The organism is Actinoplanes sp. ATCC 53533, from assembly GCF_003947245.1.
In genome coordinates, this window is sequence record NZ_QHHV01000137.1 from 1 (window position 1) to 23,555 (window position 23,555).

The 23,555-nt window shown below is 71.1% G+C and carries 23 protein-coding genes and 2 pseudogenes; 8 read left to right on the top strand and 17 right to left on the bottom strand.

Annotated features, from left to right (window positions below; translation table 11 throughout):
* Positions 1 to 218 precede the first annotated feature (218 nt).
* Positions 219 to 1,166: a carbohydrate kinase family protein gene (locus DMB66_RS38250; protein WP_125809018.1), complete on the top strand. Its 948-nt coding sequence runs from the start codon at positions 219 to 221 to the stop codon at positions 1,164 to 1,166.
* A gap of 22 nt (positions 1,167 to 1,188) precedes the next feature.
* Here DMB66_RS38250 and DMB66_RS38255 read toward each other — a convergent pair whose 3' ends face one another.
* Positions 1,189 to 2,253: a glycosyltransferase gene (locus DMB66_RS38255; RefSeq protein WP_125809019.1), complete on the bottom strand. Its 1,065-nt coding sequence runs from the start codon at positions 2,251 to 2,253 to the stop codon at positions 1,189 to 1,191.
* Positions 2,250 to 3,212: a phosphodiester glycosidase family protein gene (locus DMB66_RS38260; RefSeq protein ID WP_233625133.1), complete on the bottom strand. Its 963-nt coding sequence runs from the start codon at positions 3,210 to 3,212 to the stop codon at positions 2,250 to 2,252. The genes DMB66_RS38255 and DMB66_RS38260 overlap by 4 nt, the downstream gene beginning before the upstream one ends.
* A gap of 163 nt (positions 3,213 to 3,375) precedes the next feature.
* Between DMB66_RS38260 and DMB66_RS38265 the strand changes: the two genes are divergently transcribed.
* Both DMB66_RS38265 and DMB66_RS38270 read left to right on the top strand, forming a co-directional pair.
* A complete protein-coding gene (locus DMB66_RS38265) occupies positions 3,376 to 4,572 on the top strand; it encodes a cytochrome P450 (protein ID WP_125809021.1) in 1,197 nt (398 codons plus the stop codon).
* A 39-nt stretch (positions 4,573 to 4,611) separates the two neighbouring features.
* Positions 4,612 to 5,052 (top strand): pyridoxamine 5'-phosphate oxidase family protein, encoded by a 441-nt coding sequence (locus DMB66_RS38270; RefSeq protein WP_125809022.1) that lies wholly within the window; start codon positions 4,612 to 4,614, stop codon positions 5,050 to 5,052.
* Between the two features lie 106 nt (positions 5,053 to 5,158).
* On the opposite strand, the gene DMB66_RS38275 is transcribed toward DMB66_RS38270, so the two are convergent.
* The 3 genes from DMB66_RS38275 to DMB66_RS38285 form a co-directional block, all read right to left on the bottom strand.
* The gene (locus DMB66_RS38275) at positions 5,159 to 5,959 is read right to left on the bottom strand and encodes an SAM-dependent methyltransferase (protein WP_233625134.1); all 801 of its coding nucleotides are present in this window, start codon (positions 5,957 to 5,959) and stop codon (positions 5,159 to 5,161) included.
* Between the two features lie 242 nt (positions 5,960 to 6,201).
* Positions 6,202 to 6,552 carry a hypothetical protein gene (locus tag DMB66_RS38280; RefSeq protein ID WP_125809024.1) on the bottom strand — a complete coding sequence of 117 codons (351 nt, stop codon included), beginning with the start codon at positions 6,550 to 6,552 and terminating at the stop codon, positions 6,202 to 6,204.
* Positions 6,549 to 7,703: an ATP/GTP-binding protein gene (locus DMB66_RS38285; RefSeq protein ID WP_125809025.1), complete on the bottom strand. Its 1,155-nt coding sequence runs from the start codon at positions 7,701 to 7,703 to the stop codon at positions 6,549 to 6,551. Before DMB66_RS38285 ends, DMB66_RS38280 begins: the two co-directional genes overlap by 4 nt.
* On the opposite strand from DMB66_RS38285, the gene DMB66_RS64400 reads away from it, so the two are divergent.
* A complete protein-coding gene (locus tag DMB66_RS64400) occupies positions 7,672 to 8,202 on the top strand; it encodes a DUF6308 family protein (RefSeq protein WP_233625135.1) in 531 nt (176 codons plus the stop codon). The genes DMB66_RS38285 and DMB66_RS64400 overlap by 32 nt on opposite strands.
* A 10-nt stretch (positions 8,203 to 8,212) precedes the next feature.
* On the opposite strand, the gene DMB66_RS38295 is transcribed toward DMB66_RS64400, so the two are convergent.
* Both DMB66_RS38295 and DMB66_RS38300 read right to left on the bottom strand, forming a co-directional pair.
* Positions 8,213 to 8,878 (bottom strand): hypothetical protein, encoded by a 666-nt coding sequence (locus tag DMB66_RS38295; protein WP_125809027.1) that lies wholly within the window; start codon positions 8,876 to 8,878, stop codon positions 8,213 to 8,215.
* A 75-nt stretch (positions 8,879 to 8,953) separates the two neighbouring features.
* Complete coding sequence (locus DMB66_RS38300) at positions 8,954 to 9,685, bottom strand: hypothetical protein (RefSeq protein WP_125809028.1); 732 nt, start codon at positions 9,683 to 9,685, stop codon at positions 8,954 to 8,956.
* A gap of 135 nt (positions 9,686 to 9,820) precedes the next feature.
* On the opposite strand from DMB66_RS38300, the gene DMB66_RS38305 reads away from it, so the two are divergent.
* The 3 genes from DMB66_RS38305 (at position 9,821) to DMB66_RS38315 (ending at position 11,976) form a co-directional block, all read left to right on the top strand.
* Positions 9,821 to 10,027, top strand: coding sequence for a hypothetical protein (locus DMB66_RS38305; protein WP_125809029.1), 207 nt, complete (start codon positions 9,821 to 9,823; stop codon positions 10,025 to 10,027).
* Between the two features lie 116 nt (positions 10,028 to 10,143).
* The gene (locus DMB66_RS38310; protein WP_233625136.1) at positions 10,144 to 11,280 is read left to right on the top strand and encodes a calcium-binding protein; all 1,137 of its coding nucleotides are present in this window, start codon (positions 10,144 to 10,146) and stop codon (positions 11,278 to 11,280) included.
* 132 nt (positions 11,281 to 11,412) lie between these two features.
* On the top strand, positions 11,413 to 11,976 hold the full coding sequence (locus DMB66_RS38315) for a pyridoxamine 5'-phosphate oxidase family protein (RefSeq protein WP_125809031.1): 564 nt from the start codon (positions 11,413 to 11,415) through the stop codon (positions 11,974 to 11,976).
* 109 nt (positions 11,977 to 12,085) lie between these two features.
* Here the strand turns inward: DMB66_RS38315 and DMB66_RS62965 are convergent, their stop codons facing one another.
* From DMB66_RS62965 to DMB66_RS38355, 9 genes and pseudogenes are all read right to left on the bottom strand, one after another.
* Complete coding sequence (locus tag DMB66_RS62965; RefSeq protein WP_199752868.1) at positions 12,086 to 12,427, bottom strand: hypothetical protein; 342 nt, start codon at positions 12,425 to 12,427, stop codon at positions 12,086 to 12,088.
* A 233-nt stretch (positions 12,428 to 12,660) separates the two neighbouring features.
* Positions 12,661 to 13,107 carry a tannase/feruloyl esterase family alpha/beta hydrolase gene (locus tag DMB66_RS62970; protein WP_199752869.1) on the bottom strand — a complete coding sequence of 149 codons (447 nt, stop codon included), beginning with the start codon at positions 13,105 to 13,107 and terminating at the stop codon, positions 12,661 to 12,663.
* A 92-nt stretch (positions 13,108 to 13,199) separates the two neighbouring features.
* Positions 13,200 to 15,062, bottom strand: a pseudogene (locus DMB66_RS38325) (helix-turn-helix domain-containing protein); the annotation flags it as partial.
* Positions 15,047 to 15,808, bottom strand: coding sequence for a 3-hydroxybutyrate dehydrogenase (locus tag DMB66_RS38330; protein ID WP_125809033.1), 762 nt, complete (start codon positions 15,806 to 15,808; stop codon positions 15,047 to 15,049). The pseudogene DMB66_RS38325 and the gene DMB66_RS38330, both read right to left, overlap by 16 nt.
* A gap of 108 nt (positions 15,809 to 15,916) precedes the next feature.
* A pseudogene (locus DMB66_RS38335) lies at positions 15,917 to 16,852 on the bottom strand (branched-chain amino acid ABC transporter permease); the annotation flags it as partial.
* Positions 16,853 to 16,857: 5 nt separating this feature from the next.
* Positions 16,858 to 17,730 carry a branched-chain amino acid ABC transporter permease gene (locus DMB66_RS38340; protein ID WP_125809034.1) on the bottom strand — a complete coding sequence of 291 codons (873 nt, stop codon included), beginning with the start codon at positions 17,728 to 17,730 and terminating at the stop codon, positions 16,858 to 16,860.
* Positions 17,727 to 18,950, bottom strand: a complete 1,224-nt coding sequence (locus DMB66_RS38345) for an ABC transporter substrate-binding protein (protein ID WP_125809092.1) — start codon at positions 18,948 to 18,950, stop codon at positions 17,727 to 17,729. The genes DMB66_RS38340 and DMB66_RS38345 overlap by 4 nt, the downstream gene beginning before the upstream one ends.
* Before the next feature lie 39 nt (positions 18,951 to 18,989).
* The gene (locus DMB66_RS38350) at positions 18,990 to 19,685 is read right to left on the bottom strand and encodes an ABC transporter ATP-binding protein (protein ID WP_125809035.1); all 696 of its coding nucleotides are present in this window, start codon (positions 19,683 to 19,685) and stop codon (positions 18,990 to 18,992) included.
* Complete coding sequence (locus DMB66_RS38355; RefSeq protein ID WP_125809036.1) at positions 19,672 to 20,430, bottom strand: ABC transporter ATP-binding protein; 759 nt, start codon at positions 20,428 to 20,430, stop codon at positions 19,672 to 19,674. Before DMB66_RS38355 ends, DMB66_RS38350 begins: the two co-directional genes overlap by 14 nt.
* Before the next feature lie 389 nt (positions 20,431 to 20,819).
* Here DMB66_RS38355 and DMB66_RS38360 point away from each other — a divergent pair, with 389 nt between their 5' ends.
* Positions 20,820 to 22,577: an alpha/beta hydrolase gene (locus tag DMB66_RS38360; RefSeq protein WP_125809037.1), complete on the top strand. Its 1,758-nt coding sequence runs from the start codon at positions 20,820 to 20,822 to the stop codon at positions 22,575 to 22,577.
* A gap of 7 nt (positions 22,578 to 22,584) precedes the next feature.
* Here the strand turns inward: DMB66_RS38360 and DMB66_RS38365 are convergent, their stop codons facing one another.
* Entirely contained in the window at positions 22,585 to 23,205 is a 621-nt protein-coding gene (locus tag DMB66_RS38365; protein ID WP_125809038.1) for a DUF3159 domain-containing protein, read from the bottom strand.
* Between the last annotated feature and the right edge of the window lie 350 nt (positions 23,206 to 23,555).

The window sequence follows — 23,555 nt, forward strand, 5'->3', positions numbered from 1 at the left end:
ACCCTCGGCGGCCAGCAACCTGTCGGCAGCCTCCAGGACCAGGGCGAGCTTCTGCCGGGACCGCGCCTGGCGCGGCGTCCGGCGCAGCGGCGTCTCACCCGCACCGGTCGGACCGCGATCATCAGCCATGCGCCGCCCCAAACCTGAACGTGACTTTGATTTGGGTTTAGCGTACCTTCCGACCAAGGCGCACGGGACCTCACCCCCAGGAGGAGCAGATGTCGGTCAGCCAGACGGTCATCACCGTCGGAGTGCACGTGCTGGACGTGCACGTTCTCCCGGTCGAGGCCATCCCGGAGGGGCAGGGAGCGGCCCTGGTCGAGCAGATCCGGTTCAGCCCCGCCGGCACGGCCGCGGGCACGTCCGTCACGCTGGCCAAGCTCGGCGCGACGGTCCGCACGGCGGGCGCGGTGGGCGCGGACCCGATCGGCGACCTGCTGCTGGGGATGCTCGCCGGGCACGGGGTCGACACCTCGCTGGTGGTGCGCCGCGACGAGGTGCAGACCTCGGCCTCGGTCCTGCCGATCCGCCCCGACGGCAGCCGGCCGGCCTTCCACGTCCCGGGCGCCAACCTCGCCTACGGCGCCGACGACGCGCCGTATGCGGAGCTCGCCCAGGCGACCCACGTGCACCTCGGCGGCCCTGAGCTGATGGGCGGCGAGAACGCGGCGAAGATCCTGGCCGCCGCGCGCTCGGCCGGCGCGGTCACCTCCGCCGACCTGCTCGCGCCGGGCGATCCCGGCATCCTCGAGTGGATCGCGCCCGCCCTGCCGTACCTGGACTTCCTGCTGCCCAACGACGACCAGGTGCGCGCGCTCACCGAGACCGACTCGCTGGAGGACGGGGCCCGGGCGTTGATCGCGCGCGGCGTCGGCAGCGTCGTGGTCACCCGGGAGGCACGGGGCGCCCTGATCGTCACCGCGGACGAGGCCATCGCGGTGCCCGCGTTCGCGGTGGCGGTCGTCGACACCACCGGCTGCGGCGACGCGTTCTCGGCGGGGTTCCTGCGCGGCATCGCCCTGGGCCGCACCCTGCCGGCGGCCGCCGTGCTCGGCTGCGCGGCGGCGGCCCTGGTGGCCCAGGGTCTCGGCACCGACCACGGCCAGTTCGACCTCGCCGCCGCGGACGCGTTCGCCGCGGCGACACCGACCCTCGCGACGGCCTGACGGTCTCTCCCGCGGCCGGCCGTCATCGGCTGAGCACGCTGACGGCCTCCTCCGCGGGCGGTCGGCGGGCCACCGGGCGCCGGAACGAGAAGACCAGGGACCGCTGGACGAGGAAGCTCGCGGCGAACAGGGACATCTCGGTGAGCAGCTTCGCGGCGAGCACCGAGCCGGTCAGGGTCGTCAGCGCCTGCAGCAGGACGACGTTCAGCAGCAGGAGCAGACCCGCGAGCGCGGCGTAGCGCAGCGCCGAGCCCGGCCGCGCCGCCGGGTTCGTGCGGGAGCCGAAGACGTACGCGCGGTTGACGGCGTAGTTGCCGGTGGCGCTGATCAACCGGGCGGCGACGGCCGACAGCGCCAGGTTGCCGGTCAGCGCGACCAGCGTCAGCAGCGCCACCGTGTCCACGGCGAAGGCGAGCAGGGAGGACATCGAGAAGGCCAGCAGCGGACGGTAGACACGCACGGAGTCACGGATCGGGCGGAAGTGCGAGGACTCGTTGTCCCGCAGATAGACCGTCGCGATCTCGACCTCGGCGATCGGCAGCCGCTCGCGGGCGGCCCGCAGCAGCAGGCGCTGCTCGTATTCGAAGCGGTCGCCGCCGACGCGGCCCAGCCACGGCAACATCCATGCCGGGTACGCCCGCAGCCCGGTCTGAGTGTCCATCAGCCGCACGCCGGTGACCAGCCGGAACGCCGCGCTCGTGACGGCGTTGCCGAAGCGGCTGCGGGCCGGCACCGCACCGGTGAAGCGGCGGCCGCCGAGCACCATCGCGGCACCGGAGACCTCGACGTGCCGGGCGACCGCCTCGATGTCGTCGGGGCGGTGCTGGCCGTCGCTGTCGGCGCAGACCACGTCCCGTCCCGGATACCGGTCCCGGATGAAGGCGAAGCCGGTGCGCAGGGCGTGCCCCTTGCCGCGGTTGCGCTCCGACGTGAGCACCTCGGCGCCCAGGTCGCGCACCCGGGTGAAGACCCCGGCGTAGCGGGGCCCGCTGCCGTCGTCGACGACCACGACGGTGTGCTGCCCGAGGCGGCGGACCAGCTCGACGAGGGTGCCGCCGGGCTCGTAGGCCGGGATCAGGACGATCATCCGGCCACGTACAGGATGTCGCTGGTGCCCCGCTCTTCGCCCTTGCCGAGCGGATTGTTGACCAGCCCGCCGTTGAAGATCATGGCGGACGAACCGCCACCGTCGAGGTTGTACGCCAGCTTCGCGCCGCGGTCGACGAAGATCTGGGCGAACTCGCTCATCGTCACGCCCCGGCTGTAGCCGGCGCTGCGGCCGTCCACGACCACGAAGAGCAGGTGGTTGTCGCCGACGATGCCGACGCCGGTGCGGGGCTGCCGGCCCTGCACGGAGTGGTTGCCGAAGTTGGTGTCGATCTCGACCGTGTCGATGCCGTTGAGCACCTTGCCGTCCTGCACGAGCCCGGGCCCGAAGGACAGGGTGTGCCACACCCCGTCGGCGATCAGGGCGGCGGCGCTGGTGGTGGTCTCGTCGTAGAGCCGGGCGGAACCGTCGGTCAGGAAGGCGAGACCCTGGCGGGCGCCCTTGTCGCGGAAGACCACGCCGTTGCGGATGACGATGCCGGTGTCCCGAAAACCGTAGTAGTCACCGTTGATCGCCAGCACCGCGCCCACGCTCTCGGCGATCTCGGACGGGTTCGCGATGATGTTCTGGCCGAACTCGTCGTCGGCGAACGCCGAGCGCATGATCGTCGCGTCGGTGACCGTCACGTCGGCGACGAAGTAGGTGACCTGGCTGTCGCCCGTACCGGTCACCACGGTCTGGATCTTGATCTTCGCGGTGTCGCTGGTGTAACCGGTCGCCGTGCCGGTGCCGGACGAGTCCGCCTCGGCGACCGTGACGTTCGACGCGGTCCGCGCGGACGCCTCGGCGACCTCGACGTGGTCGATGACGTAGCGGTTCAGCGCCCAGGCGCCGCCGCCTCCGCCCGCGAGGACCACGGCGCCGAGGCCCCCGGTCAGGGCCCGGCGCCGGCTGATCAACGGCCGGCGGGTGATCTCTGCATGCTGTCGGCTGCTCACACCGGTCAGTGAAGCGACGTTCCTTGTGACTCCGCTGTGGTGCGGCTTTGTCCCCCGCGTGAGCGCACCTTTGACCCCCGCGTGAGCGCACCGGCAGCGGGGCACCGTCTGGTCGCATTCGGCAGGTATCGTCATAGATCGGCACCGATGATCGGGAGGCACGATGACCCAGGACGTGCGGTCGGACTTCTCCGACCCGGCCTTCCAGGCCGATCCCCACCCGGAGTACGAGCGCTGGCGCCGGGAGACCCCGGTCCGCCGGGTGCTGCTCCCCAGCGGCATGACGGCCTGGCTGGTGACCCGGTACGAGGACGCCCGCCAGGCCCTCAGCGACCCCCGGCTGTCCAAGGCGATCCAGTGGGGCGAAGACGCGGACCCCATCGCCGCCGCCACGTCGCGGCACATGCTCTCGGCCGACCCGCCGGATCACACCCGGTTGCGGCGCCTGGTGTCCAGTGCCTTCACCGCGCGCCGGATCGAGGCGCTGCGCCCGCGGATCGAGCAGATCACCGACGAACTGCTGGCGGCGATGACCGGCCGCGACCGGGTCGACCTGATCGACGCCTTCGCGTTCCCGCTGCCTATCCAGGTGATCTGCGAGCTGCTCGGCGTGCCCGCCACCGACCGGGACAGCTTCCGCGCCTGGACGACCATCATCGTCAGCGGCACCCCGACCCGTGACCAACTGCCCGGCGCCATGCAGGCGATGGCGTCCTACATCCGCGAGCTGATCGCCGAGCGGCGCACGCACGGCGGCGACGACCTGCTGTCCGGCCTCATCGAGGTCCGCGACGCCGGCGACAAGCTGTCCTCCGACGAACTGTCCTCGATGGTCTTCCTGCTGCTCATCGCCGGCCACGAGACCACGGTCAACCTGATCGGCAACGGCGTCCACCTGCTGCTGGCCGAGCGTTACCGGTGGGAGCGGCTGCGCACCGACCCGGCCCTGCTGCCGAGCGCGATCGAGGAGTTCCTGCGCTACGAGGGGCCGGTCGAGACGTCCACCTACCGGTTCGCCACCGAGGACCTGGAGATCGGCGGCACCGCGATCCGGGCCGGCGACCCCGTACTGGTGTCACTGCTCGCCGCGGACCGCGACGAGAGCCGCTTCCCGGACCACGACGAGCTACGGCTCGACCGCGCGCAGAACCCGCACCTCGCCTTCGGCCACGGGATCCATTACTGCCTCGGCGCGCCACTGGCCAGGTTGGAGGCGCAGGTCGCCTTCGGCAAGCTGCTGGCCCGCTTCCCGGACCTGGAGCTCGCCGGGCCCGCGGACAGGCTGACCTGGCGCCCGGGCTACCTCATCCGCGGCCTGCACGACCTGCCGGTCCGGCCCGGCGCCGCCGCCCGATCCTGAGGCGTGACACCCTGAAGCTTGCCGACCGGGAGGGCGACGATGGCACTCACGATGACAAAGGAAGAACGAGAGGCGTTTCTGGCCGACGTTCATGTGGCCGTCATCAGCGTTGCGGAAGACGGCTATGGGCCGCTCGTGGTTCCGATTTGGTATTCCTACGAGCCGGGCGGCGAGGTGCGAATCATAACCGGCCGGACGTCGCGAAAGGGGAAGCTGCTGGAGCGCGCGGGGCGGTTCAGCCTATGCGTGCAAACGGAAACGCTGCCATATAAGTACGTCAGCGTGGAGGGCCCGATCGTCTCGATCGAAGCAGTAGACCTTGAGCGCGATGGGCGGCCCCTCGCGCACCGTTATTTCGGCACCGAACTGGGCGACCAATACATCGAGGACACCCGGGACGAGGTCGGAAACGTGCTTTTTCGTATGCGGCCAGAACGATGGCTCACCGTCGACTACGCGAAGCATCCCCGGTCATCATGACAGCAAGCTGTATGTACTTGAGCACGAACCGGGCGAACTCGAGCGGCGCCCACGACGGGGTCCACGTGTTCAACGGCTACGTCGCGGCCTAGCGCACCCGACCCGGTCAGGGGACGCGGGCAACGGCTGAGTAGAGGGCGGCGAAAGCGTCCGGCGATCGAGGCCCCGACTCGTCGTCCGGGCGCCAGTCGGAGACCAGGGTGATCCCCGGCTCGACCAGCTCCAGGCCGGTGAAGAACCGCTCGAACTCCTCGCGGCTGCGAGGCTGGAACTGCTCCCCGGTCCGCTGCTGCTCCTGGTTCAACCTCGCCACCACCGGCTCCGGGAGCGGATCGTAGGTGACGTGCGACATCGCCAGATAGCTGCCCGATGGCAGCGCCGCCAGGAGCTGGCGCACGATGTCGTGCGGCTTCCGCTCGTCGGTGACGAAATGCATGACGGCCAGCAACAGCAGACCGACCGGCTTTTTCAGGTCGAGCGCGGCTTGCAGGTCGATGTCGTTCAGGATCGCCTGCGGGTCGCGCAGGTCGGCGTCGACGTACTCGGTGGTGCCTTCCGGGGAACTGGTCAACAGCGCCCGCGCGTGGGTCAGGACCAGCGGATCGTTGTCGACGTAGACGATCCTGGACTCCGGCGCGATGCCCTGCGCGACCTGGTGCACGTTCGGCCTGGTCGGCAGGCCGGTGCCGATGTCCAGGAACTGGCGCAGCCCGGCCTCGCGCGTCAGGAAGCGCACCGCTCGGCGCAGGAACGCCCTGTTCGCCAGCACCGAGGTCTTGACACCGGGGTGCGCGGCCACCAGCCGGTCACCCGACTCCCGGTCGGCCGCGTAGTTGTCCTTCCCGCCCAGCAGGTAGTCGTACCGCCGGGCCGGGTGGCACTCGTTGATGTTGAGAACCTCGGACAAGTCTTGAGTCCTGTCGGACTGATCCACCATAGCCAGTCATCGTAGCGATGCTCTGACTGGTAGGGCGAGGGGTGGGAGCGGCCGGTCCGAGCCGCAGCGCCGGCCGGCGACGATGCGCCCGTGCACAAGCGGCCGGACACCGGCTTTCCGGACCGCCATCCAGGCCTACCGGGGCCTCCTCACGCCGAGACCATCAAGGAGCTGAGCACCGTCCAACCGCCGAGATTCGCATCAGCCATCAGTCATCCGTGCGCCGCGGGCGGCTCGGGCGACTCCCAGATCCGGGCGAATTCGTCGGCCACCCCGGGCCGGCTCCAGATCACCCGAAGACCGTCCTCAACCGATTCGATCCCCTCGGCCAAGGAACCGGAGACGACGAATTCGTGCGGGATCACCCGACCGGCCCGGTCTTTCCGGCCCAGCGGGTCCGGGAAACGCAGCGCCACCCGCGCGCCCACGCGGTGGCAGATTTCCGGGCCGTCCCCGGCACCCGCGAAGGCGGCGTCGTATTCCGGGAGCGGATCCTCGAATCCCGCGGTCAGGAGAAACCGGAAGCCCCAGCTTCGCCCGCGAGTGGCCCAGATGAGGCTCATCGCAGGCTCCGGAGCAGGACCCGCTTTTCCTCGCCCTTGACCAGGTCCATCCGGAAACCGGTCAGCGTGGCGGTGAGGTACTCATGTTTGGCCAGCGCCTCGGTGTTCATGTCCCCGAGTTTGTCCCCGGCCAGCCTGGCCGCGGCGCTCACGAGATCAGGACCGATGACGGTCATCAGCCGGCCGAATGGGCCGGGCAGCGAGATGCCCTTGCGTCCGATCAGCCCGGCGGCCAGGCTCCCGGCGCCGGCCAGCAGATTCTCGACCACTTTCCCAGGGATCTGCCGCATCTGGGACCACCGGACGTGTCGCTCGAACGGGAGCATGGCGGCCAGCGGGAGGATCAGCTCCAGACCGACCCGCTCGGTCACCTCGATCCGGCCCGCCTCGAACTTCGCCGACGACAGCAGCACGAAATCCTCACCCACCGACAGCGCGTCGCTGGCCTCGACCAGCCCGGCGAGCACCTTCCGCAGCTCGTCCATCTCATCGCAGGCCTTCTCGATGAGCAGATCCCGGAACGTGAACACGTCCATGTCCGGCAGCAGATCGGCCTTCGACAGCGCCATCACCCAGATCCGCGGGAACTCGACGAGCGGCTTGCCGTCTGCCAGCAGGTCATCTTTGAGCAACACCAGCGAGTTGCGGAAATTGGACAGCAACGACTTGAGATACCGCTCCTCCTCGCCGGCGTTGTCCAGCAACCGCTGACCGTCCACCAGCAGGAGCGCGACGTCGGAACTCAGCAGCGACTTGAAGGTGTCGCTCCGGCGCTGGGCCTCCTCCGGCCCGCTCACGCCCTGCTCGAACCAATCCCCCGGATAGTCGTGCCAGATGAGGCGCATGGCGTCGAACGGTCTGGCCTTCATCGTCGCGGCATCGGAGTCGTCCCGCAGCTTGACCGAGAAAGAGTAGGACGTGGCGGAGAAGCGGTTCGCCACGGGCAGCCGCGCGCTATTCCTCATGCCGAGAAAATTCCGATGCAGCCGAGCACCCTGGCCGATATCCTCCGCCACGACGTGGAACAGACTCCGCTGCAGATACTGCGGCTCTTGCGTGGCTCCGTAGAACGAGGAGAGCAAGACGGTCTTACCACTGCCGCTCTCACCGAACACCGCAATGTGCTGCTCCAGGACTCTGCTCAGTTGCATATCCGGATCCTACGCAAGCCGGCATCCCGAAACCCGCGCATCCACCCGGGGAGCGCCCGGGAAACGGCCGGAGAACCCGTCAGAAGACAGTCGATATCCGCCGTGCTACCACGAAAAGGGACGGCCCTCGGCGACACCGCCCGGACCACCGGCGAGATCACCCTGCGCCGTCTTCAACCGGTATCTGGCGCCGGGAATCAGCTTGGGCAAGGTCTCCAAGGTCCTGCATCTCAAACGGCCGCACCTCTTCCCTATCCTGGACTCGCGAGTGACCCGCGCCTATCGCAAGCCGGCCGAGGAAGCGGCGGCCCTGCATCCTGGGCGCGGACACCGGCGCATGTACTGGGCCGCCGTACGGAACGACGTCGTCGCGCCCGCCAACGCCTCCGCGCTCGCGTCGCTGCGCGGTCTGCTGCGGGGCGACGCCGACGAGCGGGTCCGGCAGGTCGCACAGCTGAGCGACGTTCGCCTGCTCGACATCCTGACGTGGCAGCCGTGAGCCGCCGGAATCAGTGCTCCCCGGCGGCGGCGTTGGCCTGGTAGCGGCGGATGTATTCCTCGGCGTCCGCCGGCATCGGGTCGCCCTCGTTGGCCGCATACCAGATCTCGTTCTCCAGCCAGAAGCGGTAGAGGAACGATTCGAAGGACTCGCCGCAGAACTCGACCTCGCCGCCCTCGGTGCAGTCGTCCTCCGGGCCGCCGTAGAAGTCCATCGAGGAGACGACCGCGTGGCCGGTCGCGGTGACGTAGAGATACCAGTACAGGCAGCCCTGCTGGTCGGCGAGAAAGCGGATCAGGTGGCCGTCAGCTCCCGGCGCCCGCACGGGCACCGGGCCGACGCTGATGTAACAGGCCGTGCACGAGCGGATCTTGCTCTGCAGCAGCGGCGAACGCAGGAAGTCGAGGAAGACCGCCGGCAGGGTCAGGCCGAGCCGGTCGCAGGCGGCTGCCAACTCGGGCAGCTCGGCGGCCGGCTCCGTGCCGATGCTCCATTCCTCAGGCGTCGGTTGATCGGCGAGCCAGGTCAGCTCCCCGGTCAGCTCGCGCGGGATCGGGGGAAGAACCGCGAAGTCGTACCGGCCGTAGGTGGCCACCGCCGGGCGGGCGGACACTCCCGCCGACTCCAGGCCGAACGCCCACCAGTAAGGACGAAAAGGCGAATCCTGTGCCCGCACGCGAACCTCCCGCTTGCCGATTTCCGCAGCAAGATACCGCCCGGGTACGACATCCGCCGAGGACGACGACGCCGCTCAGACCTCGGGCAGACCGAACGCATCCTCCGCGATCTCATACCAGCGCCCGCCGATGTTCTGCACCTGGGTGATCTCGATCAAGGCCGCCACGGCGTTCATCTCGTCGATGGGCCGCTGCGGCCGGCTCCCCAGCAACACGGTCGGCTGATCGCGATCGCGCGACCGGCGACCCCAATACCACCGGTGCGGCACGGCCGGACCCTGAGCCAACCTGACCGCGACGTATTCACAGAGCGCTTTGAACGCACGGTACTTGCGGTAATCGAGGCGCCGCCGCTCCTGGTCCCCGGGACGGTCCACCGACGTCGGCTGCGCCTTCCAGCTCAAGGCCTGGCCGCTGCGCATCGCCTCGCGCAACGATTGGGCGCCCTGACGGAAGGATGCGAGCAGCAACCTGTCCTGTTCACTGGTGGCGTATTCCGCCGCCAGCTTCACCAGGATCGACTCGAACCCGCCCTCGGCCGCCTCGGCGTCGCGGAGCAGAGCCCAGGCTGTCGGATCCGTGGCGGGAAAGGCACGGATGCCGGACGGCGCAGCCTTGAGGTAGACGTCCCACATCTTCCAGGCGGCGAAGAACTTGCCGTAGCACTCGTAGAACGACTTGAGAGCGGCGAGGTCGGACTCGCGCTGCCGCTTGACCTCGTCCCAGCCGTAGGTGATCCGGGTCCCGATGAACCAGGCCAGGACCGCCGTCAGCACCACGGAGACGACAGCCGCGATGACTGGCACGTTGACTCGCCTCCGAGCAGCAGAGATTCCGCACGACGCCGGCGCCCGTACCCCGTCAGGCTATTGACCCGGGACGCTGATCGCCACGCGATAACCCGGTGGCGCGAGAGCTGCCGCCGCGACACGATCGAGGGCGTGCTGATGATTCTCACCCCACCGCTGCGGGAGTATCGCCGTCCCGGGCCGGTGTTCTTCCGCGGCGGGCCGCCGCCCCGCTACGAGCCGCCACGCGAGCCGGAGCCGCTGCGCCGCCGCCGCCGGCGCCAGCGCTATCTGCCGGGCCACGCGCGATTCACCAGGGTCGCGCAGCGCGTCCGGCGCCCGCTACGCCGACGCGGCTGACACGTCACGCCACCGGTCGGCTCGGCGGTGCCCCATCGACGTCGTAACGACGCCGTTCTATGATCTTGGCTCCGGAGGTGGATGGACGCCCTCCGCGTCGCTGCGAGAGGATCCACGTGCCGCGTTACCCCGTGCTGACCTGTTTCGGCCTCACCGTGCTCACGACCATCTCGGTGGGCGTGCTCGCCACGCCGGCTCTGGGCGCGCCCGCGGGTGTCGTCACCGTCGCGGAGAAGACCAAGGTGCAATACAAGGCCGCGAAGGGCAAGCAGAACAAGGTCGTCGTCACCCGCTCCGGGCGCACCGTCACGATCGACGACAAGGTAGCGATCCAGGCCGGCAAGGGCTGCAAGAAGATCAAGGGCGACAAGACCAAGGTGCGCTGCACGCTGCCGAAGGCGCCGACCAGGGTGCGGATCTACACGTACGACCGCAACGACTCCGTGGTGAACAAGACCGACCTGCCGATGACCGCGGACGGTGGCACCGGCAACGACTCGCTGACCGGAGGGCCCCGCGGCGACCGCCTGCACGGCGGCACCGGGACGGACCGGCTCTACGGCCGGGGCGGCAAGGACTACCTCGACGGCCGCAACGGCAACGACCTGATCCACGGCGGCGACGGCGGCGACACGATCCACGGCTGGCTGGGCCACGACACCCTGCACGGCGGCAACGGTAACGACGACCTCTTCGGCGAGGAAGGCAACGACAAGATTTACGGTGGAGCCGGCCAGGACGACCTGAACGGCTACCAAGGCCGCGACCGCCTCGACGGCGGCGCAGGCGACGACTGGCTCATCGGCGACGTGTACTCCGACGGCACGGCCGCCGACGTCCTCCTCGGCGGCCCCGGATCGGACGAGGTCAACTACGGCGACTACGAGAAAGCCATCACCGTCGACCTGGACGGTTCCCGGCGCGACGACGGCCTGGCCGGCGAACACGACACCGTCGGCGCCGACGTCGAGAAGATCTACGGTGGCTCCGGCAACGACGGGCTCACCGGCAACGGCGCGGACAACAGAATCATGGCGGACAACGGCAACGACATCGTCTACGGCGGTGCGGGCAACGACGAGCTGTACGGCCTGGAGGGCCGCGACAAGGTCTACGGTGGCCCCGGCGACGACTGGCTCGACGGCGACGACCTCCCGGCAGTAGCGGACCGGCTCGACGGCGGCGCCAACGGACCCCTGGGCGACGAATGCCACCCCAGCAGACACGACACAGTGGTCGGCTGCGAACGCTGACCCGGCAGCCATGAGGATCGCCGGCGGCACGTAGGCTCAGTTCGCCGTGCCGTCGGACCAGCCGTCCCGGCGTCCGGGTGATCCCGAACACCCTGGAACCGCCTGGTCGCGTGGCTTGGCAGGATGGACGTCATGAAGCTGCATGAGCGGATCGACGGACGGTTGCGGGAGTTCATCGACGCGCAGGCGATGTTCTTCGTCGCCACCGCGCCCGCCGGGCCGGACGGGCACGTCAACCTCTCCCCCAAGGGCATGGGCGGCACGTTCGCGGTGCTCGGTGAGCACCGGGTGGCATACCTGGACTATCACGGCAGCGGCGCGGAGACGATCGCGCACCTGAAGGAGAACGGCCGGATCACGCTGATGTTCTGCGCCTTCCAGGGCCCGCCGAACATCGTGCGACTGCACGGCCGGGGACGGGCCGTGCCGATCACCGACCCGGAGCACGCCGAGCTGGCGCGGCACTTCCCGGCCGCGCCGGACCGGCACGGGGTGCGCTCGATCATCGACGTCGACGTGCACCGGGTCAGCGACTCCTGCGGCTACTCGGTGCCGCTGATGACCTACGAGGGCGACCGCGACCTGCTGCTGCGGTGGAACGACCGGAAGACCGACGCGGACCTCGCGGAATACCGCCGGGTGCGCAACGGCGTCAGCATCGACGGCCTGCCGATCTTCGCCACGCCGGAGCCCTGACCGACGCCGCAGCCCTGACCCACGCCGCAGCCCTGACCGACCCCGCAGCCCTGACCCACGCCGCAGCCCTGACCCACGCCGCAGCCCTGACCGACGCCGCAGCCCGCCGTCACAGCGCGCAGGTGTTGGCCAGGTCCCCGGATGCCGGGCGGGCCACGGTGTGGCTGGGCGGCGGCGCGATCCGGCGCTCGGTCCAGCCGGTCAGCGCGGTGAAGGCGGTGCGGAAGCACGGCAGGATCGGGCGCAGCCGGTCGGGATAGGCGTCGTACAGGCCGTCGACGTGGTTGCCGCCCTCGACGCGGTAGTAGCGAAACGGCCGGTCGCCGACCATCCGCGCGTACACGTCGGAGTCCTCGGTGATCGGCAGCAGGGTGTCCAGGGTGCCGTGCAGCGTGATCAGCGGCCGCTGGATGCGCCCGGTCAGCGCGATCCGGGCGATCGCCGCGCGCACCGCCGCGGGCCGGGTCGCGTAGTCGTAGTCGGCGTCGCAGGCCGGGGTGCCGGAGGCGCAGAACGGGGTGCCCGCCTCGGCCGGACCGTCGTAGCCGGGGTCCAGTTCCTCGCGGTAGATGCGCTGGGTCAGGTCCCAGTAGACCCGGTAGTGGTATTCCCGGAGGAACTCCGACCCGGGTGCGAAACCATCCGCACCCCGGGGGTACGCCCGTAGCGCCGGCGGCAGGAACGTCAGCAGGTGGGGCTTGCGGGGATGCCAGAGGGTGCCCTCCCAGTCGACCCGCCGTCGTACAGCTCGGGGTGGTTCTCCAGCTGCCAGCGCACCAGGTAGCCGCCGTTGGACAGGCCGGCCGCGTAGGTGCGCCGGGGCCGGTGGCCGTACCGCTGCTTGACCGCCGCCCGGGCCGCCCGGGTGAGCTGGGTGACGCGCTGGTTCCACTCCGCGATCGCGTCGCCGGGGCGGATGCCGTCGCGGTAGAACGTCGCGCCGACGTTGCCCTTGTCGGTCGCGGCGAACGCGTAGCCCTGGGCCAGCACCCAGTCGCCGATCGCGAAGTCGTTGGCGTACTGCTCGCGGACGCCCGGCGAGCCGGCCACCACCAGGCCGCCGTTCCAGCGGTCGGGCAGCCGGAGCACGAACTGCGCGTCATGGTGCCAGCCGCGCGTCGGGTTGAGCATGCCTGTCATGCTCCGGCGCGCCCGTCGCCGGGGCCATGGGCCCGGACCACACTGTTCGCCGGCGGGTTGTGGGTGCCGGGGCTGCCGGTGCGCAGCCGGTGCAGGCGCAGGGCGAGCTGCAGTTCGAGGCTGCGGTCGGGGTGCTGCCAGCCGGCGCCGAGCACCTGGGCGATCCGGGCGATCCGCTGGGTCACCGTGTTGACGTGCACGTGCAGCGCCTCGGCCGCCCGGACCGCGTTGGCGCCGGCCTCGAAGTAGGACTCCAGGGTCCGCACCAGGGCGCTGCCGCGCCGCCGGTCGTATTCCAGCAGCGCGCCGAGGGTGTCGGCGACGAACGCGCCCACGTCCCGGTCGGCGCCGACCAGCAGGCCGACGAAGCCCAGCTCCGCGGCGCTGGCGCCGTCGCCGGCCCGGCCCAGCGCGAGCAGTGCCGAGGCGCAGCGCTGCGCCTCGGCGTAGACGCCGGGCACCTGCTGCGGCCCGGCGACCGGTCCCGCGCCTCCCCCGGTCACCGGTACGCCGAGGTAGCCGCCCAGGTCGCGGGCCATCCGGCGGGCCGCGTCCCCGGGATGGTCCCCGCCGACGAGCAGGGTCACGCCGTCCTCGCGCTGGGCGGCCAGCCCGCCGCAGGCCGCCGCTTGCGCGGCGCTCCACTGGGCGGCCCGTTCGCGGTGCCGGGGCGGGCAGGTCAGCACGACCAGCACGTGTGCGGCGTCGAGGTCGACGCCGAGCCGCCGGGCTCGCTGCCGTACCGTCACCGGGTCTTCGACGCCGCGGCTGAGCAGGTCCTCGAGCAACTCGCCGCGGACCCGGCCCTCGGCCTGGGCCAGGCTGCGGCGGAACAGCAGCAGCAGCGAGGTGACCACCCCGGCGCGTTCCAGGATGCGGGTGTCGGTCTCGCTCAGTTCGCCGGGAGCGTGCAGGACGAGCGTGCACAGCGCCTCGCTGCCGGCGCCCGCGGCCAGCACCCAGTGCTCGCCGTGGCGGGTGGCCCGGCCGAGCCCGTTGCCGGTCACGGCCGTACCGGCGAGCGAGGCGACCTCGGCGATGGCGCCGACCGCGGCGAGGCGGTGCCCGTCGGCGTCCAGGATGGCCAGCTCGCCGCCGAGCACCTCGGCGACGACGGCGGCGAGGTCGTCCAGGTCGCCGCCGCGCAGGATCACCTCGGTCATCCGGTCGTGCGCCTCCGCCGCGCGTTCCAGGGATTCGCTGTGCCGGCGCACGACGGTGTTGACCGCGCCGAGCTCCGCCAGGGCGGCCCGGGTCTCGCCGAGCAGCCGGGTGTTGTCCAGCGCGACGGAGGCGTGCGCCGCGAGCGAGCCGAGCAGCGTCACCTCCTGGCGGGTGAACGGGCGCGCGCTGCGGTTGGCGGCGAACAGCACGCCCAGCACCCGGGTGCCCAGCCGCATCGGCACGCCGAGGATCGCGACCAGGCCTTCCTCGGTGACGCCGCTGTCGATCTCGTCAGTGTGCTGGAAGCGGGCGTCGGCGGCGTAGTCGGCGGTGACGTAGGGCGCGGCGGTCTGCGCGACCAGGCCGCCCAGCCCGTCGCCCAGGGGCAGCCGCAGCTGCTGGAAGCGGGCCGACACCGAGCCGTAGGTGACCCGCATGTAGGTGTCGCCGCGCTCGGTGTCGTTGAGGGTCATGTAGGCCACGTCGGCGTCGAGCAGCTCGCGGGCCCGGCGCACGATCGCCTCCAGCACGGCGTCGATCTCGCGCAGGGTGGCCAGGTCGCCGACGGTGTCGACCAGGGCGCTCAGCTCGGCCTCGCGCCGGCGCCGCCGTTCCAGCAGGGCCCGGACCCGCAGGGCGAGCGCCTTGAGCTCGTCCAGCTCCGCCAGCTCAGCCGGCGGGCTGCCCTGGGCGCGGGCCTCCAGCAGCGGCCGTTCGAACTCGACGGCCGCCGCCTCGCGCAGGAGCAACTCCAGGAAGACGCTGCTCAATGCGCCGTCCATCCGCCGTCCAGCACCATCGAGGCGCCGGTGATGAAGGAGGCCGGCGGCGAGCACAGGTACGCCACCAGCTCGGCGACCTCCGCCGGCTCGACCAGCCGCTTGACGGCCACCGGCGCCAGCATCACCTCCTCGAGGACTCTGCGGGGCTCCATGCCGTGGCTGGCCGCCTGGGCGGCGATCTGCGCCTCCACCAGCGGGGTGCGCACGTACGCGGGGTTGACGCAGTTGGAGGTGACCCCGTGCGGCGCGCCCTCCAGCGCGATCACCTTGGACAGGCCCTCCAGGCCGTGCTTGGCCGACACGTACGCCGCCTTGTACGGCGAGGCGCGCAGCCCGTGCACCGAGGACACGTTGACGATGCGGCCCCAGCCCTGGGCGTACATGTGCGGCAGGCAGCGGCGCACCAGCCGGAACGGCGCCTCCAGCATCAGCCGCAGGAGCAGCGAGAACGTCTCCGGCGGGAACTCGTGCAGCGGCGCGACGTGCTGCGAACCGGCGTTGTTGACCACGATGTCCATGGCCGGGTCGAGCCGGTCGACCGCGGCCAGGTCGGACAGGTCCACGGTCTGCGCGCTGCCGCCGATCTCGGCCGCGACCCGGGCGGCCGCGTCGCCGTCGCGGTCCAGCACGATCACCCGGGCCCCGGCGCGGGCCAGCCGGATGGCGCAGGCCCGGCCGATGCCGCCGGCGCCGCCGGTGACCACCGCCGTGCGCCCGGCCAGGACCTCCTGCGGGATGGTGTCCATGCTGCCCTCTCAGCGCGCGGTCGTGGACGGTGTGCGGGTCGGGACCGCCTCGGCGGCGGCGGGCGGCGGCTCTCCCCCGCGGCGCAGGGCCCGGCCGGCGGCAGCGCCCAGCTGCCGGCCCGCGCCCCACAGGCCCTGCCGGAACAGCAGCACCACCAGCACGAAGACGGTCCCGGTGACGATGCCGATGCCGTTGAAACCCGAGGTGGACAGGTAGTCCTCGAGCTGCACCACGAGCGCGGCGCCCAGGGCGCTGCCCCAGAGCGAGCCGATCCCGCCCAGCACGACCATCATCACGGCTTTGCCGGAGGTGGTCCAGTTGACCTCCTGCAGCGAGGCGAAGCCGTGGCTGATCGCGAACAGGCCGCCGGCCAGGCCGGACAGCGCCGCCGACAGCACGAACGCGAGCAGCTTGTAGCGCTCGACCGGGTAGCCGATGGCCCGGGCCCGGGCCGGGTTGTCCCGGATGGCGACCAGCACGTGCCCGAACGGCGAGTGCACGATGCGCCACAGTCCCCAGAGCCCGAGCAACACGATCGGCAGCCCGGCGTAGTAGAAGACGAACGGGTCGCTCAGGTCGAGGCCGAACAGCTCGCGCGGGATGCCCTGCAGCCCGTTCTCGCCGCCGGTGACCGAGCGCCACTGGTTGGCGATGAAGTAGATCATCTGGGCGAAGGCCAGGGTGACCATCGCGAAGTAGATGCCGCTGTTGCGCACGCAGAGATAGCCGATCGGCGCCGCCAGCGCGGCGGCCAGGATCGCGCCGCCCAGCACGGCCACCGGGAACGGCAGTCCGCTGTGGATGGCGATCAGCCCGGCGGCGTAGGCCGAGGTGCCCCAGAAGGCGGCGTGGCCGAAGGAGAGCAGGCCGGTGTAGCCGAGCAGCAGGTCCAGCGCGGCGGCGAACAGGGCCCAGCTGGCGATGTCCATGGCCACCGGCGGGTAGATCAGCCAGGGCAGGGCCAGGGCCAGCAGCAGGCCGGCGGCGAGCAGCAGGTAGCGCAGCGGGCGGCGCCCGGCCGGCTCGGTGTGGCGCAGGAACATCCGGATCACGTGCGGGCCTCCTCGCGGCCGAACAGCCCGGCGGGTCGCCACAGCAGCACCCCGGCCATGATGATGAAGATCAGCGTCTGGGACAGCGCCGGTACGTAGAGGTTGCCCAGCGACTGCACCAGGCCGATGCCGAAGCCGGCCAGCACCGAGCCGAAGACCGAGCCCAGCCCGCCGATCACCACCACGGCGAAGACCGCGATGATCACCTCGGCGCCCATCAGCGGGTTGACCGCCCGCATCGGCGCCGCCAGCACCCCGGCCAGGCCGGCCAGCGCCACCCCGAAGGCGAAGACCGGGGTGACCCAGCGGCCCACGTTGACCCCGAGCGCCCGGGTCAGCTCCGGGCGCTCGGTCGCGGCCCGCACCACCATGCCGACCCGGGTCCGGGTCAGGATCAACCAGACCGCGACGCAGAGCACGATCGCCGCGGCGAGCACGAAGACCTGGTACGCCGGGTAGTCGAACAATCCGAGGTCGAGGGAGCCGGACAACTCGGCGGGGCGGGGATACGGCTGGGACTGCACCCCGTACTCGCGCTTGACCAGGTCTTGGAGCACCAGGGTGAGCCCGAAGGTCAGCAGGAAGTTGTACAGCGGGTCGAACGGGACCAGCCGCCGGATGAGCGTGCGTTCCAGCAGCGCGCCGAACAGGAACAGCAGCGCGGGAACGCCGAACAGCGCCGCCCAGAACGGCACGCCGAACTCGGCGAGCGCGAGGTAGGCGCCGAACGCGCCCAGCATGAAGAACGCGCCGTGGGCGAAGTTGACCACGCCCAGCATGCCGAAGATGACCGCCAGCCCCAGCGCCAGCAGCGCGTAGAAGCCGCCGCTGACCAGGCCGTTGAAGCACTGCTGCAGGAAGCCGCTCACAGCGCGCAGCCACCCGCGCCGGCCGGCCGGAACGCCTCCGCCGCCGGGATGGTGCGCAGGATCTTCTCGTAGTCCCACGCGGTCCTGACCTCGCTCTTGGGCTTCACCTCGGCCAGGTAGACGTCGTGGATGACCCGGTGGTCCTCGGCGCGGATCGTGGCGTTGCGGGCGAACACGTCGTCGTACGAGTAGCCCTCGAGCTTGCCGACCACGGCGTCGGACGCATCGGTGCCGGCGCGCTGCACGGCCTCCAGGTATTGCCGGGCGGCCGAGTAGTTCGCGGCGTGCGCGAACGACGGCCGGGTCTGGGTCTTGGCGGTGAACTTGTCCGCCCACTGCCGGTTGCGGTCGTCGAAGTTCCAGTACCAGGCGTCGGTGAAGGTGGTGCCGGCGAACGCGTCCGGGCCCAGCGAGTGGATGTCGGTGATGAACATCAGGCCCACCGACAGCTTGACGCCCTTGTCCCGCAGCTTGAACTCGTTGTACTGCTTGACCAGGTTGACCAGGTCGCCGCCGGCCTGCATGGTGCCCAGCACGTCCGGCCGAGGGCTGAGGCCGGGCGCCTTGAGCAGGAAGGTGGAGAAGTTGTCGTTCGGGAACGGCGTCGGGTCCTTGGCGAGCACCGTGCCGCCGGCCGCGGTGATCGCGGCGGTGAACGACTTCTCCATGTCCTGCCCGAAGGCGTAGTCCGGGTAGACGATGTACCAGTTCTTGCCACCCTGCTCGGTCACCGCCGAGCCGGTGCCGTTGGCCAGCATGAACGTGTCGTACGCGTAGTGGAAGGTGTATTTGTTGCACTGCTTGCCGGTCAGCTCGGTGGTGGCGGCGCCGATGTTGAAGTAGACCTTCTTCTTCGCCTTGGCCACGTTCGCCACCGCGAGGGCCGCCGAGGAGGTCGGCACGTCGAGGATCACGTCGGCCTGCTGCCGGTCGTAGAGTTCCTGGGCCTTGGAGTTGGCGATGTCCGGCTTGTTCTGGTGGTCGGCGGAGACCACCTCGATGTCCTTCGTCAGCGCCTGGTCGCCGTGCTCGGCCAGGAAGTCGGCGACGGCCATCCGGACCGCCTCGACGCTGTTGCGGCCGGAGAGGTCGGCGTAGACACCGGACTGGTCGTTGAGGACGGCCAGCACGATCTTGCCGCCGCTGACCTTGTCGTCATCGCCGCCGCCGGGGCCGCCGCGGCCGCAACCGGCGACCAGCAGCGTGCCCGTGGCGAGCATGGCGGTCAGCGCCCGGATCGTCGTTGACATGGAATCTCCTTAGATGCCGAGGTAGGCGAGAAGTTCGTGTTCGCGCTGCCGGACCGCGCCGTTGTCGAGGGTCTCGACGACCCGGCCCTCGGCCAGCAGGTGGTGCCGGTCGGCCACGGTGGTCGCGAAGTGCAGGTTCTGCTCGATGAGCAGCACGGTGACGCCGGCGGCCTTGATCTCCAGCAGGATGTCGCCGATCTGCCGGACCAGCAGCGGGGAGAGCCCCTCGGTGGGCTCGTCGCAGAGCAGCATTCGGGCGCCGGTGCGCAGGACCCGGGCCAGGGCGAGCATCTGCTGCTCGCCGCCGGAGAGCTGGGTGCCGGCGAAGCGCCGGCGTTCGGCCAGCACCGGGAACGTGTCGTAGACCCGGCGCAGCGACCAGGGTGCGGGGCCGACGACCGGGGGCAGCAGCAGGTTCTCCTCGACGCTGAGGGTGGCGAAGATGCCGCGGTCGTCCGGCACGTAGCCGATGCCGGCCCGGGCCCGGCGGTGCGCGGGCCGGGTGCCGAAGGCGGTGTCGCCGAGCAGGCCGATCCGCCCGGTGCAGTGCGCGTGCAGGCCCATGACGCAGCGCAGCAACGTGGTCTTGCCGGCGCCGTTGCGCCCGACCAGGGTCACGATCTCGCCCTCGGCGACGGTCAGGTGCACGTCGCGCAGCACCTGGGCCTCGCCGTACCAGGCGTTGAGCCCCTCAACGGTCAGCATGCGACTCTCCCAGGTAGGCGGTGATCACCCGGGGGTCGGCACGGACCTCGGCGTACCCGCCCTCGACCAGCACGGTGCCGCGCTGCAGGACGGTGACCCGGTCGGCGAGGTTCTTGACCACGCTCATGTTGTGCTCGACCAGGACGACGGTGCGGCCCGGCCGGACCCGGCGGATCAGCTCGATGGTGCGGCTGATGTCCTCGGCGCCCATGCCCGCGGTCGGCTCGTCGAGCAGCAGCACCCGCGGGTCCAGCGCCAGCGCGACGGCCAGTTCCAGGGCCCGCTTGCGCCCGTAGGCCAGCGCGGCGGCCGGCACCTCGGCCGCGCCGGCCAGGCCCACGTCGTCCAGCAGCGCCATGGCCCGGTCCCGGAACCGGCCGAGCTGCCGCTCCGAGCGCCAGAACCGCCAGCCCAGTCCGGTCCGGGCCTGCAGCGCCAGCTCCACGTGCTCGCGGGCGGTGACCTGGGGAAAGAGGGTGGTGATCTGGAACGACCGGGCCACCCCGAGCCGGGCCACCCGCTCGGGCGGCAGCCCGGTGACGTCGGTGCCGTCCAGGGTGATCCGGCCGGTGGTAGGCCGCAGAAAGCCGGTGAGCAGGTTGAACAGCGTGGACTTGCCGGCGCCGTTGGGCCCGACGAGGGCGTGCACGCTGTCCGGGGCGATGTCGAGATCGACGCCGTCGACGGCGCGGAAGCCACGGAACTGCTTGCCCAGCCCGCGGGCCTGGAGGATCGGCGGGGGCATCCTGGCCTCCTCTGGTGCGGGCGGCCACGTCGGATCGGCGCCGCCCTGTGACGTGCAACACTATGGGCCGGATTCATGCCCACCTATGTGTGCCGTACCCATATTCCGTCCGGTTCCAGTGGCGGCCTCCGCCATGCGGCATCGCCGGTCCGGCCACGGACCGGCCCGGCTTCGTGGTCGCGGACCACATAGCCGAACGGCGGACGACGGCGCCTGTTGATAGACAATCCGTCACCGTTTCGGCAGCCACTCTGTGTAGTTGGCCCCTGGATCTCGCCCGGGCGAGATGCGGTAATTGACCCTGAAAGCGAGCAAGACGATGCCCGCACATCCCCGCGGCAGTCACTCGCTGTATCGGCGAGACACCCGCCCAGCAGGAGGCCTTCCGCATGTCCTTCCCCGCCCGCCTCCTCAGCCTCGGGCTCGCCGGTTCGTTGCTCGCGAGCACAGTCGTCGCGCCGGCCGGCGCCGCCGTGGCTATCGCCGCTGGAGACGTGACCAGTCAGCAGGAGGCCGAGCGGGTCGACCGGGTGCCGACACCGGAGCTGAAGTGGTACGCCTGCTCCGGGCTCGCGCAGTGCGCCACCGTGCGGCTGCCGCTCGACTACGACGAACCGGACGGGGCCTCGGTGGAGATCGCCTTGCTGCGCGTCAAGGCGCGCAAGCAGGCGAGCCGGATCGGCAGCCTGTTCGTCAATCCCGGTGGACCGGGCGGGTCCGGCACCGACATGGCCGCCATGGCCCCCGCCTTCCTCAGCGACAGCGTCCTGGACAGGTTCGACGTGGTCGGCTTCGACCCGCGCGGCATCGGCGCCAGCGACAACCTCAAGTGCTTCTCCTCGACGCGCGAGCAGGTCGCGGCGCAGAAACAGCTGAACAAGTTCTTCCCGTACGGCGCTGCGGAGGAGGCCGCCTACACCAAGGCCGCCCGTGCGATCGGCCGCGCCTGCTCGACCACCGGCGCCACGCTCGCCGGGGCGATGTCCACCGCCGAGGCGGCCCGCGACCTGGACGTCCTGCGCCGCGCGGTCGGCGACCCGAAGCTGACCTATCTCGGCTTCAGCTACGGCACCGCGCTCGGTCAGTACTACGCCGGCATGTTCCCCGACCGGGTCCGCGCGCTCGCCCTCGACGGTGTCGTCAACGCCAGGTCCTGGACCGGTGTCCCGGCGAACCAGGGCTCGCTGCAGGACGACCGGCTGCGCTCGGCGGACGCGGCGTACCGGGCGCTGCGCGAGCTGCTGATCCGCTGTGACCGCGCCGGCGCGAAGCGCTGCGGCTTCGCCGCCGGCGACCCCCAACGGCACTTCGCGGCCATCGCCCGGGTGTTGCGCGCCAATTCGCTGGTGCTCGGCCGCACCGAGGACGGCCAGCCGGTGCGACTGACCTACGCCGACTTCATCGGCATCACCCTGATGGGCCTGTACTCGCCCGAGGCCGGCGACCTCGTCACCTCGGTCGCCGCCGCGGTCGAGACCCTGCTCGCCGCCCCCACCGGCAAGACCGCGAAGAAACGCGCCGTCGCCCGGGCCAAGCTGCGTGCACATCTTTCCCGGGTACGCACACCGGCGCGCGACTTCCCGTACGACAACTCGGTCGAGGCGTTCAGCGGCGTCATGTGCACCGACGCCGACCATCCGCGGGACACGGCGCTGTGGCCGGCGCTGACCGCGGCCGAGGACGCCCGCGCACCGTACTTCGGTCGCGCCTGGGGCTGGGGCACGGTCTTCTGCGCCGGAGACACGTGGACGGTGCGGGACGAGGACGCCTACCGGGGACCGTTCAACCGGCGCACCGGCGCGCCCGTGCTGTTCGTCGGCAACCACTGGGACCCGGCGACGAGCTACCGGCAGGCGACCTCGGCGGCCAAGCTGCTGCCGGGCAGCCGGCTGCTGTCCAGCGACAACTGGGGCCACACCGCGTACGGCACGTCCACCTGCGTGACCACCGCCGTGGATCGCTATCTGCTGCGCGGGACGCTGCCCGCGGCCGGCACCGTCTGCCACTCCTCGATGCAGCCCTTCACCGGCCGCAGCGCCGCACTCCACCTGGCGGGCGCCGCGGCGCAGGTCGATGCCAAGCAGCTTCCGCCGGTCGCCGGCCCCTTCGCCGGTTCGTCTCCCCTCCTGCTGGAGCGGCGACCCTGAGTACCCGTCAAGCGTGTCGGCAGTAGGAGAAACGTCGGTCCGCGCGGCGTACCGCCCATACGGCGACGAGCAGTGCCGCTGCCCAGAGCGGATAGTTCATCGCGATCTTCGAGAAGGTCATCCAGCCGACCTGGTTGTCCTCGTAGAGCCGGTGCAGCACGGCGAACCGGGCCGCGAACACGGCGGCGAGCACGCCCGTGGCGATGTCGTAGCGCCGCAGCGACGGCCGGTCGTGGCGCCACCACATGCCGGCGCCCTGCATGGCACTCCAGAGCACGCCGACCAGCGGGCGGCGGACCAGGATCGATGCGGCCAGGATGACGGCGGCCACGCCGTACCACCAGATGTCGGCCAGGAAGAAGTCCCGGGCTTCACCGCTGCGGGCGGCGAGGGCCCCGGAGATCGCCACGCCGACGAATCCGCCGAACGCCGGGCGCAGCTGCTGCCGGCGTGCCAGCCGGACCAGGGTGATCAGCACACCGGTGGTCACGGCGGCGGCAATGGCCGGATACAGCCCCCACCACGAGTTGGCGATCACCAGAGTCGTGGGCGGCAAGGATGATTGGACCAGCCCGGTCACACCGCCGGTGCGTTGCCACAGTGTCGTCGTCTTGTCGTCGGACGGCATGGCCTTTCTCCTCTCCTATGGGTGTGCTCCACTCGCCACGGCGGCGCGGCTGCCCCCGCTCCACCGACCGCCGGGCACGGTCAGGGTCGTCGCCGTAGCCCACCCGCGACCAGCCGCGCGTCGAGACGGGCGGAGGCCTCCTCCCGCACCGCCGAGCGGATCTCCGCCATGTTTCGGAACCGGCTGAACAAGGCCATCGTCGAGGACCCGACCTCGCCGCCGGCCGGCGGCTGGTCAGCGCGGCCGGGCCTGCCTCGGCCAGCACGCGTGCGGCCGCTTCGACCAGCATCGTCCGCACCCGTGGATCACCGCTTCGAGGACTCACGCACCGAAAATACCATCGTTATATA

What these genes read in the sequence shown, in the direction of transcription:
- DMB66_RS62970 (WP_199752869.1), bottom strand. Translation starts at nt 13,107, where the DNA reads ATGCTCAACCCGACGCGCGGCTGGCACCATGACGCGCAGTTCGTGCTC.
- DMB66_RS38285 (WP_125809025.1), bottom strand. Translation starts at nt 7,703, where the DNA reads ATGCAACTGAGCAGAGTCCTGGAGCAGCACATTGCGGTGTTCGGTGAG.
- DMB66_RS38265 (WP_125809021.1), top strand. Translation starts at nt 3,376, where the DNA reads ATGACCCAGGACGTGCGGTCGGACTTCTCCGACCCGGCCTTCCAGGCC.
- DMB66_RS38360 (WP_125809037.1), top strand. Translation starts at nt 20,820, where the DNA reads ATGTCCTTCCCCGCCCGCCTCCTCAGCCTCGGGCTCGCCGGTTCGTTG.
- DMB66_RS64400 (WP_233625135.1), top strand. Translation starts at nt 7,672, where the DNA reads ATGTGCTGCTCCAGGACTCTGCTCAGTTGCATATCCGGATCCTACGCA.
- DMB66_RS38315 (WP_125809031.1), top strand. Translation starts at nt 11,413, where the DNA reads ATGAAGCTGCATGAGCGGATCGACGGACGGTTGCGGGAGTTCATCGAC.
- DMB66_RS38250 (WP_125809018.1), top strand. Translation starts at nt 219, where the DNA reads ATGTCGGTCAGCCAGACGGTCATCACCGTCGGAGTGCACGTGCTGGAC.
- DMB66_RS38345 (WP_125809092.1), bottom strand. Translation starts at nt 18,950, where the DNA reads ATGCTCGCCACGGGCACGCTGCTGGTCGCCGGTTGCGGCCGCGGCGGC.
- DMB66_RS38270 (WP_125809022.1), top strand. Translation starts at nt 4,612, where the DNA reads ATGGCACTCACGATGACAAAGGAAGAACGAGAGGCGTTTCTGGCCGAC.
- DMB66_RS38355 (WP_125809036.1), bottom strand. Translation starts at nt 20,430, where the DNA reads ATGCCCCCGCCGATCCTCCAGGCCCGCGGGCTGGGCAAGCAGTTCCGT.
- DMB66_RS38255 (WP_125809019.1), bottom strand. Translation starts at nt 2,253, where the DNA reads ATGATCGTCCTGATCCCGGCCTACGAGCCCGGCGGCACCCTCGTCGAG.
- DMB66_RS38330 (WP_125809033.1), bottom strand. Translation starts at nt 15,808, where the DNA reads ATGGACACCATCCCGCAGGAGGTCCTGGCCGGGCGCACGGCGGTGGTC.
- DMB66_RS38365 (WP_125809038.1), bottom strand. Translation starts at nt 23,205, where the DNA reads ATGCCGTCCGACGACAAGACGACGACACTGTGGCAACGCACCGGCGGT.
- DMB66_RS38280 (WP_125809024.1), bottom strand. Translation starts at nt 6,552, where the DNA reads ATGAGCCTCATCTGGGCCACTCGCGGGCGAAGCTGGGGCTTCCGGTTT.
- DMB66_RS38350 (WP_125809035.1), bottom strand. Translation starts at nt 19,685, where the DNA reads ATGCTGACCGTTGAGGGGCTCAACGCCTGGTACGGCGAGGCCCAGGTG.